18 protein-coding genes are annotated in these 18250 nt (G+C 31.5%); 13 read left to right on the top strand and 5 right to left on the bottom strand.

From position 1 onward, the window contains the following. The first annotated feature begins 1 nt into the window (after position 1). Together mnmD and ACN5J3_RS10130 are read left to right on the top strand one after the other, a co-directional pair. Entirely contained in the window at positions 2 to 697 is a 696-nt protein-coding gene (gene mnmD / locus ACN5J3_RS10135) for a tRNA (5-methylaminomethyl-2-thiouridine)(34)-methyltransferase MnmD (protein WP_418511666.1), read from the top strand. A 155-nt stretch (positions 698 to 852) separates the two neighbouring features. Then, the gene (locus ACN5J3_RS10130; RefSeq protein WP_418511665.1) at positions 853 to 1761 is read left to right on the top strand and encodes a TIGR01777 family oxidoreductase; all 909 of its coding nucleotides are present in this window, start codon (positions 853 to 855) and stop codon (positions 1759 to 1761) included. A 51-nt stretch (positions 1762 to 1812) separates the two neighbouring features. Here ACN5J3_RS10130 and ACN5J3_RS10125 read toward each other — a convergent pair whose 3' ends face one another. Beyond that, positions 1813 to 2487, bottom strand: coding sequence for a YceI family protein (locus tag ACN5J3_RS10125; protein WP_417289748.1), 675 nt, complete (start codon positions 2485 to 2487; stop codon positions 1813 to 1815). Positions 2488 to 2652: 165 nt separating this feature from the next. Between ACN5J3_RS10125 and ACN5J3_RS10120 the strand changes: the two genes are divergently transcribed. The 10 genes from ACN5J3_RS10120 (at position 2653) to ACN5J3_RS10075 (ending at position 12770) form a co-directional block, all read left to right on the top strand. Next, positions 2653 to 3180 (top strand): nucleotide exchange factor GrpE, encoded by a 528-nt coding sequence (locus tag ACN5J3_RS10120; protein ID WP_344728619.1) that lies wholly within the window; start codon positions 2653 to 2655, stop codon positions 3178 to 3180. 9 nt (positions 3181 to 3189) lie between these two features. Continuing rightward, positions 3190 to 4317 carry a molecular chaperone DnaJ gene (gene dnaJ, locus ACN5J3_RS10115; protein WP_418511664.1) on the top strand — a complete coding sequence of 376 codons (1128 nt, stop codon included), beginning with the start codon at positions 3190 to 3192 and terminating at the stop codon, positions 4315 to 4317. A gap of 289 nt (positions 4318 to 4606) precedes the next feature. After that, on the top strand, positions 4607 to 5533 hold the full coding sequence (locus tag ACN5J3_RS10110) for an ABC transporter ATP-binding protein (protein ID WP_418509373.1): 927 nt from the start codon (positions 4607 to 4609) through the stop codon (positions 5531 to 5533). A 2-nt stretch (positions 5534 to 5535) separates the two neighbouring features. Beyond that, complete coding sequence (locus ACN5J3_RS10105) at positions 5536 to 6849, top strand: ABC transporter permease (RefSeq protein WP_418511663.1); 1314 nt, start codon at positions 5536 to 5538, stop codon at positions 6847 to 6849. Between the two features lie 11 nt (positions 6850 to 6860). Beyond that, on the top strand, positions 6861 to 7748 hold the full coding sequence (locus ACN5J3_RS10100; RefSeq protein WP_418509375.1) for a mechanosensitive ion channel family protein: 888 nt from the start codon (positions 6861 to 6863) through the stop codon (positions 7746 to 7748). Between the two features lie 3 nt (positions 7749 to 7751). After that, positions 7752 to 8639, top strand: a complete 888-nt coding sequence (locus tag ACN5J3_RS10095) for a DUF6268 family outer membrane beta-barrel protein (RefSeq protein ID WP_418511662.1) — start codon at positions 7752 to 7754, stop codon at positions 8637 to 8639. 1 nt (position 8640) lies between these two features. Next, entirely contained in the window at positions 8641 to 9804 is a 1164-nt protein-coding gene (locus ACN5J3_RS10090; protein WP_417289742.1) for a sigma-54-dependent transcriptional regulator, read from the top strand. 10 nt (positions 9805 to 9814) lie between these two features. Next, positions 9815 to 10696 (top strand): PPK2 family polyphosphate kinase, encoded by an 882-nt coding sequence (locus ACN5J3_RS10085; RefSeq protein WP_344728634.1) that lies wholly within the window; start codon positions 9815 to 9817, stop codon positions 10694 to 10696. Positions 10697 to 10793: 97 nt separating this feature from the next. Next, a complete protein-coding gene (locus tag ACN5J3_RS10080; protein ID WP_418509377.1) occupies positions 10794 to 12197 on the top strand; it encodes a M20/M25/M40 family metallo-hydrolase in 1404 nt (467 codons plus the stop codon). 3 nt (positions 12198 to 12200) lie between these two features. After that, a complete protein-coding gene (locus ACN5J3_RS10075) occupies positions 12201 to 12770 on the top strand; it encodes a hypothetical protein (protein ID WP_418511661.1) in 570 nt (189 codons plus the stop codon). Positions 12771 to 12782: 12 nt separating this feature from the next. On the opposite strand, the gene ACN5J3_RS10070 is transcribed toward ACN5J3_RS10075, so the two are convergent. The 3 genes from ACN5J3_RS10070 to ACN5J3_RS10060 form a co-directional block, all read right to left on the bottom strand. Then, positions 12783 to 13193 (bottom strand): response regulator, encoded by a 411-nt coding sequence (locus ACN5J3_RS10070; RefSeq protein ID WP_417289738.1) that lies wholly within the window; start codon positions 13191 to 13193, stop codon positions 12783 to 12785. Next, positions 13180 to 14685 carry a PAS domain S-box protein gene (locus tag ACN5J3_RS10065; RefSeq protein ID WP_418511660.1) on the bottom strand — a complete coding sequence of 502 codons (1506 nt, stop codon included), beginning with the start codon at positions 14683 to 14685 and terminating at the stop codon, positions 13180 to 13182. Before ACN5J3_RS10065 ends, ACN5J3_RS10070 begins: the two co-directional genes overlap by 14 nt. Positions 14686 to 14799: 114 nt before the next feature. Beyond that, positions 14800 to 15558, bottom strand: a complete 759-nt coding sequence (locus tag ACN5J3_RS10060) for a hypothetical protein (protein WP_418511659.1) — start codon at positions 15556 to 15558, stop codon at positions 14800 to 14802. 340 nt (positions 15559 to 15898) lie between these two features. Between ACN5J3_RS10060 and ACN5J3_RS10055 the strand changes: the two genes are divergently transcribed. Continuing rightward, the gene (locus tag ACN5J3_RS10055) at positions 15899 to 16891 is read left to right on the top strand and encodes a T9SS type A sorting domain-containing protein (protein ID WP_418511658.1); all 993 of its coding nucleotides are present in this window, start codon (positions 15899 to 15901) and stop codon (positions 16889 to 16891) included. 79 nt (positions 16892 to 16970) lie between these two features. Here ACN5J3_RS10055 and lysA read toward each other — a convergent pair whose 3' ends face one another. Continuing rightward, positions 16971 to 18179: a diaminopimelate decarboxylase gene (gene lysA / locus ACN5J3_RS10050; RefSeq protein ID WP_417289734.1), complete on the bottom strand. Its 1209-nt coding sequence runs from the start codon at positions 18177 to 18179 to the stop codon at positions 16971 to 16973. Positions 18180 to 18250: the final 71 nt, after the last annotated feature.

Genomic DNA, 18250 nt, shown 5'->3' with positions numbered 1-18250 from the left:
TTTGAAACGTCAAGTAATAACAACTGGAGATGGTTCTAAAACCATTCAAATACAAGATTGGAACGAGCAATATCATTCTATTCACGGAGCCATACAAGAAGCAAACCATGTTTTTATAAAACATGGTTTGCTATATAAAACAACCTCTCAACATAACAATTCTGAAAAAATATCATTACTAGAAATTGGTTTTGGTACAGGTCTTAATGCTTTTATTACCTTGATGCAGCAAAGTCATTTGCCTGTAGTTATTGATTATGTGGGCGTAGAGGCTTACCCTGTAAAACAAGAAGAAATAGCCTTGTTAAATTATACAGAACAATTAAATGCTGCTGATTTTGAATTGTATTACAATAAAATGCATGCATGTTCTTGGGAAGAATCTCACCAAATAACAGATGATTTTACATTAACCAAACAACAAAAATTCTTCAAAGATATTCAAGATGTATCTCAATATGATTTAATATACTTTGATGCATTTGGAGCTAGAGTTCAACCTGAATTATGGACGTCTTCTATTTTTCAAATTATGTATACTGCTTTAAAACCAGAAGGTGTTTTAGTGACTTATTCTGCAAAAGGAAGTGTAAGGCGTGCAATGCAAGAGGTTGGCTTTACTGTAGAACGATTGCCAGGTCCGCCAGGTAAACGAGAAATGCTTAGGGCAACGAAGTGTTCATCATCTTCAATTTAAGTTAATATCTAAAATAATATGATGCGAGCTTTGAATTAAGCTTTATTCTGTATGCTTTTTTACTTCAATTTTTAAAATTACGTTAAATCTGTTAAAGCTTATATAAATAGACATCTTTTAGATTTTTAAATTCGTAAATTTAATAAAAAGCACGTATGACAGTTTTAATTACAGGAGCAACAGGATTAGTTGGTAAAGCTATAGTGAAACAATGTCATGAAAATAGCATTAAGGTTCACTATTTAACAACATCTAAAAACAAAATACAGAACAAAGAAAACTACAAAGGATTTTATTGGAATCCTGAAAAAGAAGAAATAGATTCAAATTGTTTTAAAGATGTTGATGCTATAATTAATTTGGCTGGTGCTACTATTTCAAAACGATGGACAAAACAATACAAGAAGCAAATTATAAATAGCAGAATAAATACATTAAAGCTGCTTAAAACGGCTCTGTTGAAGGAGCAATTGCAAATATCTCATATAATATCAGCAAGTGCTATTGGAGTTTATCCTAGTTCTCTTACGAATTATTACAATGAAGATTCTGAACAAATTTCTCCAAGCTTTTTAGGATCAGTTGTAAAAAAATGGGAAACTGCTACAGATGAGTTTTCGCAATTAGGAATGCGAGTTTCTAAAGTAAGAATTGGTTTAGTATTAGATAGTAAAGAAGGCGCTTTGCCTCAAATAGTAAAACCTATTACATTTGGATTTGGAGCTGCTTTTGGAAGTGGAAATCAATGGCAATCATGGATTCATATAAACGATTTGGCAAGGTTGTTTGTATATGTTATGGAAGAGCGTTTAGAAGGAATTTTTAATGCAGTTGCACCTAATCCTGTAACCAATACTGATTTGACTAAAACGGCGGCAAAAATTCTAAATAAACCATTATGGTTACCCAATATACCTAAATCAATAATGAAACTGATTTTAGGAGAAATGCATATACTGTTATTTGAAAGCCAACGAGTAAGTTCAAAAAAAATAGAAACACATGCCTTTAATTTTAAATACCCAAATTTATTACCAGCATTAGAAAATCTATTGTTAAAATAAAAAAAAGCCACTTACACAAGTGGCTTTTTTTATTATGCTATATCTAAAATATTAAGCTTTTTTAAAGGCAACAATATTGATTTTTAATTCAATATCGTCGTTAATAAACTTATCACCTAAATCTTCAAAAACAGATTTAGAACCGTAGTTAATGTTCCATTTAGTTCTATCAATAGTAAAAGCTTCACTAGAAATAGTCATTTTATCACCTTCATTAGTAATAGTTACAGGAAAAGAAATGTTGTGCTTCATTCCTTTAAGAGATAAATTTCCAGAAAGGTTAGTTTTACCAGCGGCCATAGACTCTACACCTGTAATTTCAAAAGCACCAGTAGGGAATTGATTTACATTAAAGAAATGATCTTTCTTGTCTTCAACAGTTCCTTTTAGGTGGCTTTCAAGGCTTGCTTGCATTTTTTCGTCACCATCAAGAACTTTAATAGTATTCATATCAATTAAAAAAGTTCCACTTTGTAATTGTCCATCATTTGTTTGGAAAACTCCAGTGTCAATGCTTACAGTTCCGTTGTGCGTGCCTGTAGGTTTAAATCCTTTCCATTCTATTGAAGATTGAGCAACATCAGTAACGTATTTTTGAGAAACGCTTTCGCTAACAGCAGCAGGTTCAGCTTCGCTAGTATTAGCTTCTTGAGCTTTGTCTTTACAACTAGTTAAACCAAAAGCAATAGAGGCAATAGTGAAAACAGTTAAAAATTTTCTTTTCATGAGTTATATGTGTTTTAGTGTTATCTAACAAAAATAATGAATTGTCAATTAAAACACTTATAAAAACTCCTAAAAATATTTTATGACATTATGGCATTTTAATAATAATGGCAGTACTTTTGCCAATTAAAGTTTTAGTATTTATTATAACAATTTAAGTACATAATGAGCAAGAAAGATAAAAAAGAAGATATTGCTGTAGAGCAAGCAGAAGAACAAGTAGTAAATCAAGAAAACGAACAAACTACTGAAGAAAAACTTCAAGAAGAGTTAAATAAAGAAAAAGATAAATTTTTAAGACTCTTTGCCGAGTTTGAAAACTACAAAAAACGTACATCAAAAGAGCGCGTAGAGTTATTTAAAACAGCAAGCCAAGAAGTTATGTTGGCGCTTTTACCTGTTATAGATGATTTTGACAGAGCATATGTTGAAATAGCAAAAACAGAAGAAAAAGAATTGCTAAAAGGTGTTGAGCTAATAAGTAATAAATTAAAAACAACTCTAAAAGCAAAAGGACTTGAAGAAATAGAGCTTAATCAAGGAGATGTTTTTAATGCTGATATTCATGAAGCAATAACACAAATACCAGCGCCAAATGATGATTTAAAAGGAAAAATTATAGACGTTATAGAGAAAGGTTACAAACTAGGCGATAAAATTATAAGATTTCCAAAAGTAGTTACAGGACAATAAAATACACACATGGCAAAACGAGATTATTACGAAATATTAGGAGTAGATAAAAGTGCATCAGCTACAGAGATCAAAAAGGCATATAGAAAATTAGCGCTAAAATATCATCCTGATAAAAACCCAGACGACGCAGAGGCTGAAACAAAATTTAAAGAAGCTGCAGAAGCTTATGAAGTTTTAAGTAATGCCGATAAAAAAGCCCGTTATGACCAATTTGGACACCAAGCCTTTGAAGGTGCAGGAGGTTTTGGCGGTGGAGGCATGAATATGGATGACATATTTAGCCAGTTTGGTGATATTTTTGGCGGTGCTTTTGGCGGAGGCGGCGGTTTTTCTGGTTTTGGTGGCGGTTTTGGCGGTGGTCAACGTCGAGTAAAAGGTAGCAACCTTCGTATTCGAGTTAAACTTACTCTAGACGAAATAGCAAACGGTGTAGAAAAGAAAATTAAAGTTCGCCGTAAAGTTCAAGCAGACGGAACAACATACAAAACCTGTACAACATGTAATGGTTCTGGTCAAGTTACGCGTGTTACCAATACCATTTTAGGTAGAATGCAAACAGCTACAGCTTGTAATGTTTGTGATGGTTCAGGACAAATTATAGATAAAAAACCAGACGAAGCAGATGCTCATGGCTTGTTATCAAAAGAAGAAACAGTATCAATAAAAATACCAGCAGGTGTTGTAGATGGTATGCAGCTTAAAGTCTCAGGTAAAGGAAATGAAGCACCAGGAAATGGTATTTCAGGAGACCTACTTGTGGCAATTGAAGAAGAGCCACACGAAACATTACAACGAGAAGGAGATAACTTACATTATGATTTATACGTTAGCCTTCCTGATGCTGTTCTAGGTACATCAAAAGAAATAGATACTGTTACAGGAAAAGTGCGTATAAAAATTGAAGCAGGTGTTCAGTCTGGTAAAATTTTACGCTTACGCGGAAAAGGTATCCCTTCAATAAACGGTTATGGTAAAGGAGATTTACTAGTTCATGTAAATGTTTGGACACCAAAAACGCTTAACAAACAGCAAAAAGAATTTTTTGAGTCTATGAGAGAAGACGAGCACTTTTCTCCTAAACCAGAAAAAAGCGATAAATCATTTTTTGAGAAAGTAAAAGATATGTTTTCTTAAAAATTAAAATGAATTTTTATTTACAAAAACCCACTAATTTAGTGGGTTTTTGTTGTTTACGACAAACCTTTTTTTGCAAGGTCTCTGTTTATTTAGGAAAAAACACTATATTTGGTTTATCACTATTTATTTAATAGTGGTAATTTTTCTTTTTCATAGCAATTTTTTCCCATCCTTTAAATTAAAGTTTTAAGGATGGGTTTTGTTTTATATTATTTTATAGTTTATTATACTACCTTTCCAACATTTAATATATTTACCTGAATTAAAAATTAATTAATAGTCGTTTATGAGCAACTTATTAGAAGCACATTCAGTTTCTAAAAAATTTGGAGATTTTACAGCTTTAAATAATGCTTCAATTACAGTGCCTAAAGGCAGTATTTTTGGGCTTTTAGGACCTAACGGAGCAGGAAAAACTACACTTATTAGAATCATTAACCAAATAACTATGCCTGATACAGGGCAAGTTTTGCTAGATGGAGAGCCTTTAGCAACTCATCATATTAAAGATATTGGATACTTACCAGAAGAACGTGGGTTGTATAAATCTATGAAAGTAGGTGAACAAGCATTGTATTTAGCTCAACTAAAGGGATTAAGTAAAGCAGAAGCAAAAAAACGACTTAAATACTGGTTTGAACGTTTAGAGATAGGAGACTGGTGGAATAAAAAAATACAAGAGCTATCTAAAGGAATGGCCCAAAAAATTCAATTTATAGTAACAGTACTTCATGAACCTAAACTGTTGATTTTTGATGAGCCTTTCTCTGGTTTTGATCCTATAAATGCAAATTTAATCAAAGACGAGATATTACGTTTAAAAGATAATGGAGCAACAGTTATTTTTTCAACACATAGAATGGAATCTGTAGAAGAGCTTTGTGATCATATTGCTTTAATACACAAGTCAAACAAAATTCTTGATGGACGATTAGATGACATTAAGCAGCAATACAAAACCAATACGTTTGAAATAGCTGTTAAAACAAATGACAAATTATTATTAGAAAAAGAGCTGGCTCAAAACTTTATTGTTTCTCCTGCGAGTTTTAAAACACTAGGAGATGTGCTAAAACTCAATGTGAAAATTACTGATCAACAAACGCCAAACAATTTATTAAGCTACTTAACATCAAAAGGAGAAGTTTCTCATTTTGTAGAGCTTATACCAAGTGCCAATGATATTTTTATTCAAGCCGTAAAGAATAACTAGTTATGAACCATTTATCACTAATAATAAAACGTGAGTATTTAACAAAAGTAAAAAACAAGTCATTTTTAATTATGACAATCTTAAGTCCTATAATTATGATTGTTTTAATTGCTGTTGTGGCTTATTTATCACAGTTAAATAATAATACAGAACGTACTATTTCAATTTTAGATGAGTCTGGTATTATAGAATCGTCTTTTACAGATACAGAAACAACAAAATACAATATACTTAAAAACGTATCACTTGCTGAAGCAAAAAAACAAGCAGAAGAAAAGGATCATTACGGATTACTTTATATTGAGAATTACAGTGATGTAAGTACGTTGTCAAAACATATAAAATTTTATTCAGAAGAAGCACCATCACTTACCTTAATGAGTGATTTAGAAAGTAAATTAGAAAAGCAACTTACTGACTTGAAATTAGCCGATGAAGGCGTTGATATAGAAATGATAAAGTCTTCAAAAGTACGAGTAGATATTGCTCAAGAAAGTTTTGTTGGCGAAAAAACTTCAAAAATAGATAGTGTTGTAAAATTAGCTTTTGGTTGTGCTGCGGGCTATTTACTATTTATGTTTATTATCATTTACGGTAACATGATTATGCGTAGCGTGATTGAAGAAAAAACAAGTCGTATTATAGAAGTCATAATATCTTCTGTAAAACCAATACAGTTAATGCTAGGCAAAATTATAGGAACATCTTTAGCAGGGATTACTCAATTTGTAATTTGGCTAATATTAGGTGTTTTTTTAATGGTTATAGTTTCTGCAATTTTCGGAATAGACTTTGCCCAATCTCATTCAGCACAACAAGAACTCGTGAATCAAGCGGTAAATAACCCTGATTCTACAGCCATGGTACAGAATATTATGAATGCATTTTATAATTTACCAATTACTAATTTAATTTTTGCCTTTGTATTATTTTTTATTGCAGGATATCTATTATATAGTTCTTTGTATGCAGCAATAGGTGCCGCAGTAGATAATGAAACAGATACACAGCAGTTTTTGTTTCCAATACTTATGCCGTTAATCCTAGCTGTATATATTGGTATTTTTACTGTTATTGAAGATCCACATGGAACCGTTTCTACCGTGTTTTCTTTCATCCCGTTTACATCGCCAGTAGTTATGTTAATGCGAATTCCTTTTGGCGTACCAATATGGCAACAGTTAGTGTCATTAGCGTTGCTAGTAGGAACATTTATGTTTACCGTATGGTTTGCAGCAAAAATTTATAGAGTAGGAATTTTAATGTATGGAAAAAAGCCTAGCTATAAAGAACTTATTAAATGGATTAAATATTAATTGGAAAATAAATGGAAGAGAAACTAGATAATATTGAAGAAGTAGTTACAGAAAGTGGCATTTGGGAAACAATTATAGATTTTTTAGGTACGATTTTATATCAAAACGAAGAAAAAACTATAAAGATTACAATAGGCCTAATATTATTAGTTGGCGTTATATATATTATAACAACCATTGTACTGAACTTTATAAAAAGACTTTACGTAAAGCGATTGCCTTTAGAGGATAAAGCAAAATTTAATACCGTATTTTCATTTGCAAGATGGCTTGTGTATTTAGTGGTTTTAATAATTGTTTTTGATGCTGTTGGAGTAAATGTTACAGCCATTTTTGCTGCTTCAGCAGCCTTATTAATAGGTATTGGTTTAGCATTGCAAACCTTATTTCAAGATATTATCTCTGGTGTTTTTATTTTAATAGATCAAAGTTTACGCGTAGGAGATATTATTGAAATTGAAGATAAAATAGGGCGTGTTGAAGAAATTAAACTACGAACAACCAGAGCCGTTACAATAGACAATAAAGTACTAGTAATACCTAACCATTTGTATTTAACAAATAGCTTATATAACTGGACACAAAACGGAACAACAACAAGAGAAAGTGTTTCAGTAGGTGTGGCTTATGGAAGTGATGTTCAATTAGTAAAGCAATTATTACTACAGGCTGTAAATGATCACCCTAACGTATTAGATGACCCAGAACCAACGGTTTTGTTCACAGATTTTGCAGATAGTTCATTAAACTTTAAAGTAGTTTTTACACTTAATGACAGTTTTAAATCTAACTTCCCAAAAAGTGACATTCGTTTTGAAATAGATAAATTATTTAGAGCAAATAATGTTTCTATACCATTCCCACAAAGAGACATTCATATTATAGATCCAAAAAAATAGCATGTGAGTTTAAGTAAAGCATATAAAAACGTTTTAATTCTTTTTACCCTAGTACTTTGTTCTACTTTACAAGCACAATTAAGTAATTTAGCTAGGTTAGAATATTCTTTCATACCCAAAAAAAACTCCGAAGATACCTATAGTAGGTTTCGAGGTTTTTTTAATATTCCTATTGAAATTTCTGAAGATGATTATCTTGTTTTTGGTGCCGAATACAATAATGTAGCTATAGACCTTGAAGACCATTATCCTTTTAATCGAAGTCTAATAAACCAAGTACATATTATAGATGCTACCATTGGCTATACCTTTAAGCATAATGAAAAATGGCGATTTGGAGCCAAAGTAACACCTAGAATCGCATCAACATTAAAATCAAAAATAACCGGATCTGATTTTTTTATAAACGGAGGCGTTTACGCTATTAATGATAAAACAAAAGACGAAACAGCAAAAAAACCAAATAGATTAATAATTGGTTTAACCTACAATAGTACATCAGGATTGCCTTTCCCATTACCTTTTGTAAGTTATTTTAGAAAGCTTAATTCACATTGGGCATATACATTGGGAGTTCCTAAAGCCAATATAGAATATTATTTTAACGAAAAAAATGTACTACAATCATTCATAAGTTTAGATGGTTATTATGCGCATGTACAAGATAAAATAACTGTCAATAATCAAGTTGTAGAAAACGTTTCTTTACGCGTTATAGTATTAGGATTAGGATATGAATATTATTTTACAAAGCACTTTGCTTTTTATATGTATTCAGGCTATACTTTAGATCAAAAAAACATACTACGTAATAAAGACAAAGACAAAGTATTTACTCTAGATGACGTAAATACCTTATATTTAAGAACCGGATTAAAATACAAGATATAATATGCCAAAAATATTAGTAATAGAAGATGAAGCAGCAATAAGACGTGTACTTGTAAAAATTCTTTCAGAAGAAAATGATAAATATATCGTAGAAGAAGCTGAAGATGGTTTAAAAGGAGTTGAAGCCATTAAGAAGGACGATTTTGATTTGGTGCTTTGTGATATAAAAATGCCAAAAATGGATGGTGTTGAAGTTCTTGAAGCCGTAAAGAAAATAAAACCAGAAACACCAATGGTTATGATTTCTGGACACGGAGATTTAGATACAGCAGTAAATACAATGCGTCTAGGTGCATTTGATTATATATCGAAACCGCCAGATTTAAACAGATTGTTAAACACTGTGAGAATCGCGCTAAACAGCAAGGAACTTGTTGTAGAAAATAAGCGGTTAAAAAAGAAAGTGAGCAAAAACTATGAAATGATTGGCGAAAGTGAAGCCATAGCTCACATAAAAGAGATGATTGAAAAAGTATCAGTAACAGATGCTAGAGTGCTTATTACTGGACCAAACGGAACCGGAAAAGAATTAGTAGCCCATTGGTTGCATGAAAAAAGTAATCGCTCAAAAGGTCCATTAGTAGAAGTTAACTGTGCCGCAATTCCTTCAGAACTTATAGAAAGTGAGTTGTTTGGGCATGTAAAAGGAGCCTTTACTAGTGCTGTAAAAGATAGAGCTGGAAAGTTTGAAGCTGCAAACGGAGGAACCATTTTTCTTGATGAAATAGGTGATATGAGTCTTTCTGCGCAAGCAAAAGTATTACGTGCTTTACAAGAAAATAAAATTCAACGTGTTGGTAATGATAAAGACATTAAAGTAGATGTACGCGTTGTAGCAGCAACCAATAAAGATTTAAAAAAAGAAATTGCAGATGGTAAGTTTAGAGAAGATTTATATCACCGTTTAGCAGTTATTTTAATCAAAGTTCCTGCATTAAATGATAGACGAGAAGATATACCTCTTTTAGTTGATTTTTTCGCAAACAAAATAGCAGAAGAACAAGGAAATGCAAAAAAAGAGTTTTCTTCAAAAGCTATTAAATTACTGCAAGAGTACGATTGGACAGGAAATATTCGTGAATTGCGTAATGTGGTAGAACGTCTTATTATTTTAGGTGAAAAAGAAGTAAGCGAAAGTGATGTGAAACTTTTTGCTTCAAAATAACATACGCGTTATGAAAAAAAATATAAACATCAACGATTTTAAAGTTAGTCAAAACATCCATCTTAAAGATATTAGCACAAACTACGATTTAGATGCTGATAAAGATAAAATTGAAGATGCATTAGAAGATGTATGTAAAGATTTAGCAAAAATTCAAAACACCATGTATGCTCATGGTAAGTATGCTGTTTTAATTTGTATTCAAGGTATGGATACAGCAGGTAAAGACAGTATGATCCGAGAGGTTTTTAAAGAGCTTAATGCTCGTGGAGTGGTAGTTCATAGCTTTAAAGTACCAACCGAGTTAGAGTTAAAGCATGATTATTTATGGCGTCATTATATTGCACTTCCTGCGCGCGGAAAGTTTGGCGTTTTTAATAGAACACATTATGAAAATGTATTAGTGACAAGAGTGCATCCAGAATATATTTTGGGAGAAAACTTGCCTAATATACATACTGTTGAAGATGTAAACGATGCTTTTTGGCATGAACGTTTTCAGCAAATAAATAATTTTGAAAAGCACATTGCTGATAATGGTACAATTATCTTTAAGTTCTTTTTACACTTATCAAAAGATGAGCAACGCGATAGGCTTTTACGTCGTTTAGAAAAGGAAGAGAAAAACTGGAAATTTTCACCAGGAGATTTAAAAGAACGCAAATTATGGGATCAATATCAAGAATGTTACCAAGATGCTATAAATAGAACATCAAAACCACATGCGCCTTGGTATACAATTCCAGCTGATGATAAACCTACGGCTAGATATATAGTCGCAAAAATTTTACTAGATACACTAAAAACATACAAAGATATTGTAGAGCCAGAGCTAGATGATGCTATTAAAGAAAAACTACATATCTACAAAGAGCAATTAAAAAGTGAATGATATTGCAAATCCTGTTTCTATAAACAGGATTTTTTTATAATTTATTTTAGAATTTCGTACATCATAAATAGTATCTTTAAAACTTAAATTTTATTTAATGAAACGCTTTTTATTACTCCTACTTATTCTTTTTACAATAAACATATCAGCACAAACCGATGCTGAAGCTTTAAAAACTATTTATACAACATCATTAACAAATGGTAAAAGTTATGAGTGGCTTGATTATTTGTCAAACCAAATAGGTGGTCGTTTGTCAGGATCGCTAAATGCTGAAAAAGCAGTAGCTTATACTAAAGAAGAATTAGAAAAATTAGGATTAGATAAAGTATGGTTACAACCTGTTATGGTACCAAAATGGGTGCGTGGCGCTCCAGAATATGCTTACATAGAGACAGGTCCTGGTAAAACAACAACGGTAAATATATGTGCGTTAGGCGGCTCAATCGCGACACCTTATGGCGGATTAAAAGCAAATGTTGTTGAGGTTCAGGGAATAGAAGAACTTAAAAAGCTAGGAGAAGCTAATATTAAAGGCAAAATAGTGTTTTACAATAGACCAATGCAAGCCGATTTAATACAAACTTTTGAAGCTTATGGTGGTTGTGTAGATCAGCGTTATGCAGGTGCTATGGAAGCTGCAAAACTTGGAGCTGTTGGTGTTATTGTGCGCTCTATGAATTTACGTTTAGATGATTTTCCACATACAGGAAGTATGACTTACGGCGATTTGCCAAACTCTAAACGTATTCCATCTGCTGCAATTAGTACAAATGATGCCGAAACATTAAGTACCATGTTAGCATTAGATAAAAATGTGAAGTTTTTCTTTAGTCAATCATGTCGCCAATTAGCAGATGTACAATCATATAATGTTATAGGTGAAATTACAGGAAGTCAATACCCTAATGAGTATATTATTGTTGGAGGTCATCTTGATTCTTGGGATTTAGGAGATGGCTCACATGATGATGGTGCTGGCGTAGTGCAATCTATGGATGTATTAAGATTGCTAAAAGAAAGTGGTATTAAACCAAAACGAAGCATTAGAGTCGTGTTATTTATGAATGAAGAAAACGGACTTCGTGGAGCAACAAAATATGCTGAAGTAGCAAAGCAAAAAGGAGAAAATCATATTTTTTCTTTAGAAAGTGATGCTGGAGGATTTACTCCAAGAGGCTTTAGTTTTGATTGTAGTGATGCTGTTTTTTCAAAAATTGAAAGTTGGAAACCATTGTTTAAACCTTATTTAATTCACTATTTTGAACAAGGAGGAAGCGGAGCAGATGTAGGCCCATTAAAAACAGAAACCAATGTATTGGCTGGTTTGCGTCCAGATTCGCAACGCTATTTTGATCATCATCATGCAGCAAATGATACATTTGAACATGTAAACAAACGAGAACTAGAGCTAGGAGCAGCAACAATGACAGCGTTGGTGTATTTATTTGATACTTACGGAATCGCACCAATTTCTAATTCAAACCAAATCAAAGATTAAAAAATGAAAAACTTAATACCAGCAATGTTCTTGCTAGCATGTTTAGCTACTAATGCTCAAGAAGCGTTACCATACCATGAAATACCAGAAGCTTCCAATAGTTTTACAGCAGGAACAGTAGCTGCCAGACAAATTGATGGTTTTGGTTTTAGATTTTATTGGGCAACTGAAGGTTTAAAGGATAAAGATTTTTCTTATAAAATTGATGCAGAGTCACGCTCAACAGGAGAGACACTTACTCATATTTTTGATTTATCTCAAGTGATTTTAAGTGCTGCATTAAAACAAGAGCATAAAAAAGTAGATAACTCTAATAACGCTTATGCTGATATTAGAAAGCAAACGCTTTTAAATCTTAAAAAAGCAGCAGATATACTACGAGAAGCTGATGACTTATCAGATTACAATATTAACTTTGGTAAAGGAAAAGTTTTTCCTTACTGGAATGCTATTAATGGTCCAATATCTGATGCTATTTGGCATTGCGGACAAATAGCATCATTTAGGCGTGCATCTGGAAACCCTATAAGCTCTTCTTTTAATCACTTTACGGGAAAAGTAAAAACAAAGTAATAAATAAGTTTTTTAATTAGCGATTTGCTGTTTCATTTCGTCAGAAATGTACTTTATTTTTTCTCTAGTAATTGGTTTTATTACATAGTTTGAAACCTCTTGATATGTTTTTGCCTTTTCAATATCTGCAGGATCTATAGAGGAGCTTACAATGTATATTGTAATTTTTTTAGTGGTTTTTATTTTTATAAATTCATCTAAAAATTGCCAACCATCCATAATAGGCATATTTAAATCTAATAGAATAAGATCAGGAAGATCTGTGTTGGCTTTCATTAATGGAGCTAAATGATTTATAGCATCTTCGCCATTATGAAACACTGAAAAGTTATAGCAAAAATCTTCAAATTTCAACATTTTTTGTGCCGTAAACACAAAAATAGGATCATCATCTATGATGTATGTAATATTAACTTTTTTCATACCTTAAATGTAATGAAAAAATAGTGCCAATTCCTACTTTACTTTTTACAAAAACTTTGCCGCCAATGGCTTCTATTTGGTTTTTAGTAATAAATAAGCCTAATCCTCTTGAATCTTTGTGCTTGTGAAAGGTTTTGTACATGCCAAAAAGTTTTTTGCCATGCTTGTCTAAATCTATCCCAACACCATTGTCTTCTATGTCTAGAATTAAAATAGGATTGTTATCACTGTCTTTTGACGTGTCGGCTTTAAAAGTAATAATTGGGTCTGCGTTTTCTTTTCTATATTTTAAGCTGTTAGTTAAAAAGTTTAGTAAAATACTATCAAGATAAGCAGGTATTGTGTGTATAATTTGATTTGGGTTTACCAAATTATTGATTTTTGCATTATTTTCAATAATTGAAGCGTTTACGCTGTTTGCTGTTTTGTTTACTACATCATGAAGGTTTATAGGTGTTAGGTCTTCGTGAATTTTTGTGTTTATTATAGCAACTTGATTTAAGTTCTCTACAGTTTCACTTAAGTGATCTACGGCTGTGTTTATTAATGGAAAGTAGCTGTTATCTGTAGCTTCTGGCTCTTCAAACTTCATTAAATCTAATAGCATTTCTAAATTCCCTGAATGCGAACGAAGATTGTGAGAAACAATATGTGCAAAATTTAATAGTCTTGAATTTTGGTCTTTTGTAATATCTAATAGTGATTTTACTTTTCTCTCTGATTGTTTTCTGTGTGTGATGTCATTTATTTGAGCTACCAAATGTAAAGGAATGCCATCGTCATTACTCACAAGTGATACACTTAAAGATACCCAAATCACATCATTGTTTTTATGGATATATCTTTTTTCAATTTTAAAACTCGAAACTTCTTTTTGAAGTAATTGTTTTAATTCTTTTTGCCCTAATTCTAAATCGTCTTTGTGAGTTAAGTCTTTAAATGTTCGAGATGTAAACTCATCGTTAGTGTAGCCTAACATGTTCTTTAAGCTTTTATTGACTTTTAGCCATCTGCCATCAAGACTTACAATAGCCATACCAATAGCGGTACTTTCAAATGTTTTTCTAAACTGCTCTTCTTTTAAGGCTAGTTTTTGTAGTGTTTTGTTTTTTTCGGTTATGTCTTGAAATAGTCCTTGTACTTTTATACAGTTGTCATTTTCTACTACCGGAAAACCTATCGCTCTAACCCATTTTTCTCTTCCTTTGGCACTTACTATTTCTAGCTCTACATCAAAGGGTTTTTTTTCTGTGATACAGCAATTAAAACAATATGTTATTTTATCTCTAGAGAAACCTTCTTTATAATAACCTATGGCAGCGTCAATATTTACGCTATAGTCCTCACTTACATCATGAATCTGTTTGGTTAATTTGCTCCATGAAACCTCATTGTTTTCTAGGTTTACATGCCAAGTACCAATTTTTGCGGCTTTTTGTATAAAATTGAGAACTTGAGTAGAGTCATTTACATCAAAGTCTTGAATATTCATTTATTCTATTAATTTAGGGCAAATAATTTTTAAGGGAATACTACAAATCTATTTATAAATAACTAATTATGCAAGGTGTCAACTTAAGCAAAACAAGTTAATTATATATAAATTTTAATTGTTATAGGGTATTGGTAATTGAGTTTTTTTAACCAAAGAACTTTGTGTGTATATCAAGAAGTTTTCGCCGTGTTTACCGTAATTTAATGTCGCATTATGAGCTATATTGGCAATCAGGGCTAATGTTTGTTTTGAGTTTTGACTTACTTGAAGATTAGTACTAGCAATTGTTTCCTTTTCAGAATGTAATTGGTTAGATATATCACAGAGTGATATTTTTGTTATCTCATATGCTAAATCAGTAGTATTATCAATAAAAGCAGACAAAGTTTTATTAGCCAAAAATTTAGATGAAGTAAACAGGTCATTTTTAGTGTTTAAAATAACATCATTCAAGTTATACCATGTGTGTTTCAAAGGTGTATTATGATTGGTCTGTTTTGAGGTTTTTGTAGATGTTATAAAAATAAGCTTTTCAATTGTAGGTGTTTTTGAAATAGCTTCAAGGATGTTTTTTATTATTTCAGATGAAGGTTTAAGTAATAATTCAGTAGGAATATTATTGGTGTTTATAAATGGGTTTAAGTCGTTGTAAATAATAATATCACAATCAAAAATGAAACGTTTTACACTTTCAATATTAGTTATGTCAAGTTTGCAGTGTTGTAAGTAAAAGTCTTTTTTTACTGATGAATAGTCTTTTTGAGAAACACTATCAACAGACATTTTTACCTGAAAATTTTGATCTAAAAAATACTGAATGATGTAATTATTTACATCTCCTAATTGGCCAATGATACCGAGCTTTTTCATTTTTAAAATCTCTTTAAATTAAAAATGAAACGAAAACATTGGGAGAATAAGTAACGTTTATAAAGCGTAGTAAGTGATGCGCTTTTTTACTGTTTTTTAGCTTGAGAAAAGCTAATGTTGTTGAGGGAAAATTCATAAGTCTTTGTTTTTTGCTATTAATCAAAGTCCTTATTCGGTTTTCGATTATAAAATTAGGAATTCTTTATAACAAATACAAAATGTATTTATGTTTTGATATGAATTTTAGAAGGTCTATGCCGTTCATCGTCAATTTATTACGATGGTCTTTTTTTTTGTAACTCACATTCTGTTTTCTATAGTTTTGATTAAAACTATTTATATGAAAACAAAACTACTTATTGCCTTTTTCTTAATTTCAATTTATGGCTTTTCTCAAGCTCCTATCAACAATTTTAACAGTGCAAATGGATTAAGATTTGCTGTAGTGACATCAAGTGGTGCCGTAAATCAGAGCGCTTCTGGAGCTGGATTAACCTGGAATTTTAACGACCTTGCAACTGCAGGAACTGTAAATGAAGATACTTATGTAACTCCAACAACTTCAGAGCTTTCTTCTTACCCAGGAACAACAAGTGTTTTAACAATTACAGATGTGAGTAATGCTGCAAATACAAATAAAATTTTTCAAAAAATAGAAACTGGAGCAGTTTCTCTTACAGGAGTAGAAAGAGATGATTTGGTATTAAATTACACAAATAATGCTTTAGTAGGTTCATTTCCTATGAGTTATAATGCATCTAATTCAGATCCTGTTTCAGGGTCATTTACATACACAACATTTTCAGGTACTTTTACAGGAACGCTGCAAGTAAGTGTAGATGCCTATGGTACATTAAATATGAATGATATAGGAGAAGGTGCTTATAGCGGTAGTGTTACAAGATTAAAAATAGAACAGAGCTTAACGCTAGTTGTACCGTTTTTTGGAAGTGTTCCTGCAACACAAACTTCATATTATTATTATGATAATAACGATGATAATTTAGTATTTAGAACCAATAACTTTGTTGTTAATTTACTTAGTGTTAATGAGACTATAATGGAAGCCTATTTACCATTAAGTTTAAGTACTCACAAACCTTCTGTTGTTTCAGGTCAAGTAAGAATTATTCCTAGTATAGTTACTGATGTTTTACAAGTTAAATCACAAGAAGCCATTCAAGTTATTACGGTTACTGATTTAAATGGAAGAGTTGTTTTAATGTCTGAAAATAGTGCGACACTTTCAGTAAATCAATTAGCAACAGGAATATATGTAGCTTCAATTAAAACACAAAGCGGAGAACATGTTCAAAAATTCATAAAAAAATAATTTTCAAAACATTTATATAAACAAAAAAGCGTTTCTATAGAGGGGAACGCTTTTTTGCTTTCTCTTGGATTAAAATATTTTAATCTAAAACAATTTCAATTTGATTGTTTATGATATCGTCAAAAGTTTCTCTCTTTCTAATTAAGTGAGCTTTGCCTTTGTACCAAAGTACTTCAGCAGGGCGATAACGAGAGTTATAATTTGAAGCCATAGAGTAACAATAAGCACCAGCATTTTTAAAAGCAAGAATATCACCTTCATTTATTTCAGAAATACGTCTGTTATTAGCAAAAGTGTCTGTCTCGCATATGTAGCCAACAACGCTATAAAAACGCTCTCTGCCATTAGGGTTTGATATGTTTACTATATCATGTTGAGCGCCATAAAGCATAGGTCTTATTAAATGATTAAACCCACTATCTACTTGGGCAAAAACGGTTGATGTTGTTTGTTTTATAACATTTACATGTACAAGGAATTGTCCAGCTTCACTAACCAAGAATTTACCGGGCTCAAAAGCAAGAGTTAACTCTCGGCCATATTCTTTACAAAAATCATTAAATCGTTTGGTTAATTTTTTACCAAGCTCTTCAATGTTTGTTTCAATGTCTCCTTGTTTGTAAGGAACCTTAAATCCCGAACCAAAATCAATAAACTCTAATGTTTTAAAGTTTTTTGCAGTTTCAAAAAGAATCTCACTGGCATATAAAAACACATCAATATCAAGAATATCGCTACCAGTATGCATATGAATGCCGTTAATATGCATGTTTGTGTTTTCAACAATACGTAATATGTGTGGTATTTGGTGAATTGAAATACCAAACTTACTATCAATATGTCCCACAGATATATTGGTGTTTCCACCTGCCATAACATGCGGATTTATCCTAATGCAAACAGGCGTTTTAGGGTAAGCTGTACCAAACTGTTCTAAAATTGATAAGTTATCAATGTTAATTTGCACACCCAGTTTTGCCACGGTTTCAATCTCTTGCAAAGAAACGCCATTAGGTGTAAAAATTATCTGTTCTGGTTCAAAGCCTGCTTTTAGTCCTAATTGAACTTCTTGAATAGAAACTGTATCAATATTTGAACCTAATTTTTTCATGAACTTCAATACAGAAACATTAGATAAAGCCTTAACAGCATAATTAATACGTAAATTCTTAACACCTTTAAAAGCACTCGTCAATCTTTTATATTGATTGCTTATTGTTTCAGCATTGTATACATATAATGGGCTGCCAAATTCCTTGGCTATTTCTAGTAATTGATTGTTTTGCATGAAAATCTTTTTTGTCAAAGATATTTTATAATCACCTATTAAAAAGTAATGTTGCTAAATATTACAAAATT

The organism is Corallibacter sp., from assembly GCF_048381695.1.
Taxonomy (GTDB): domain Bacteria; phylum Bacteroidota; class Bacteroidia; order Flavobacteriales; family Flavobacteriaceae; genus Corallibacter; species Corallibacter vietnamensis.
Note: the sequence above shows the minus strand (reverse complement) of the source record. Positions and strands in the feature narration are given on the sequence as shown.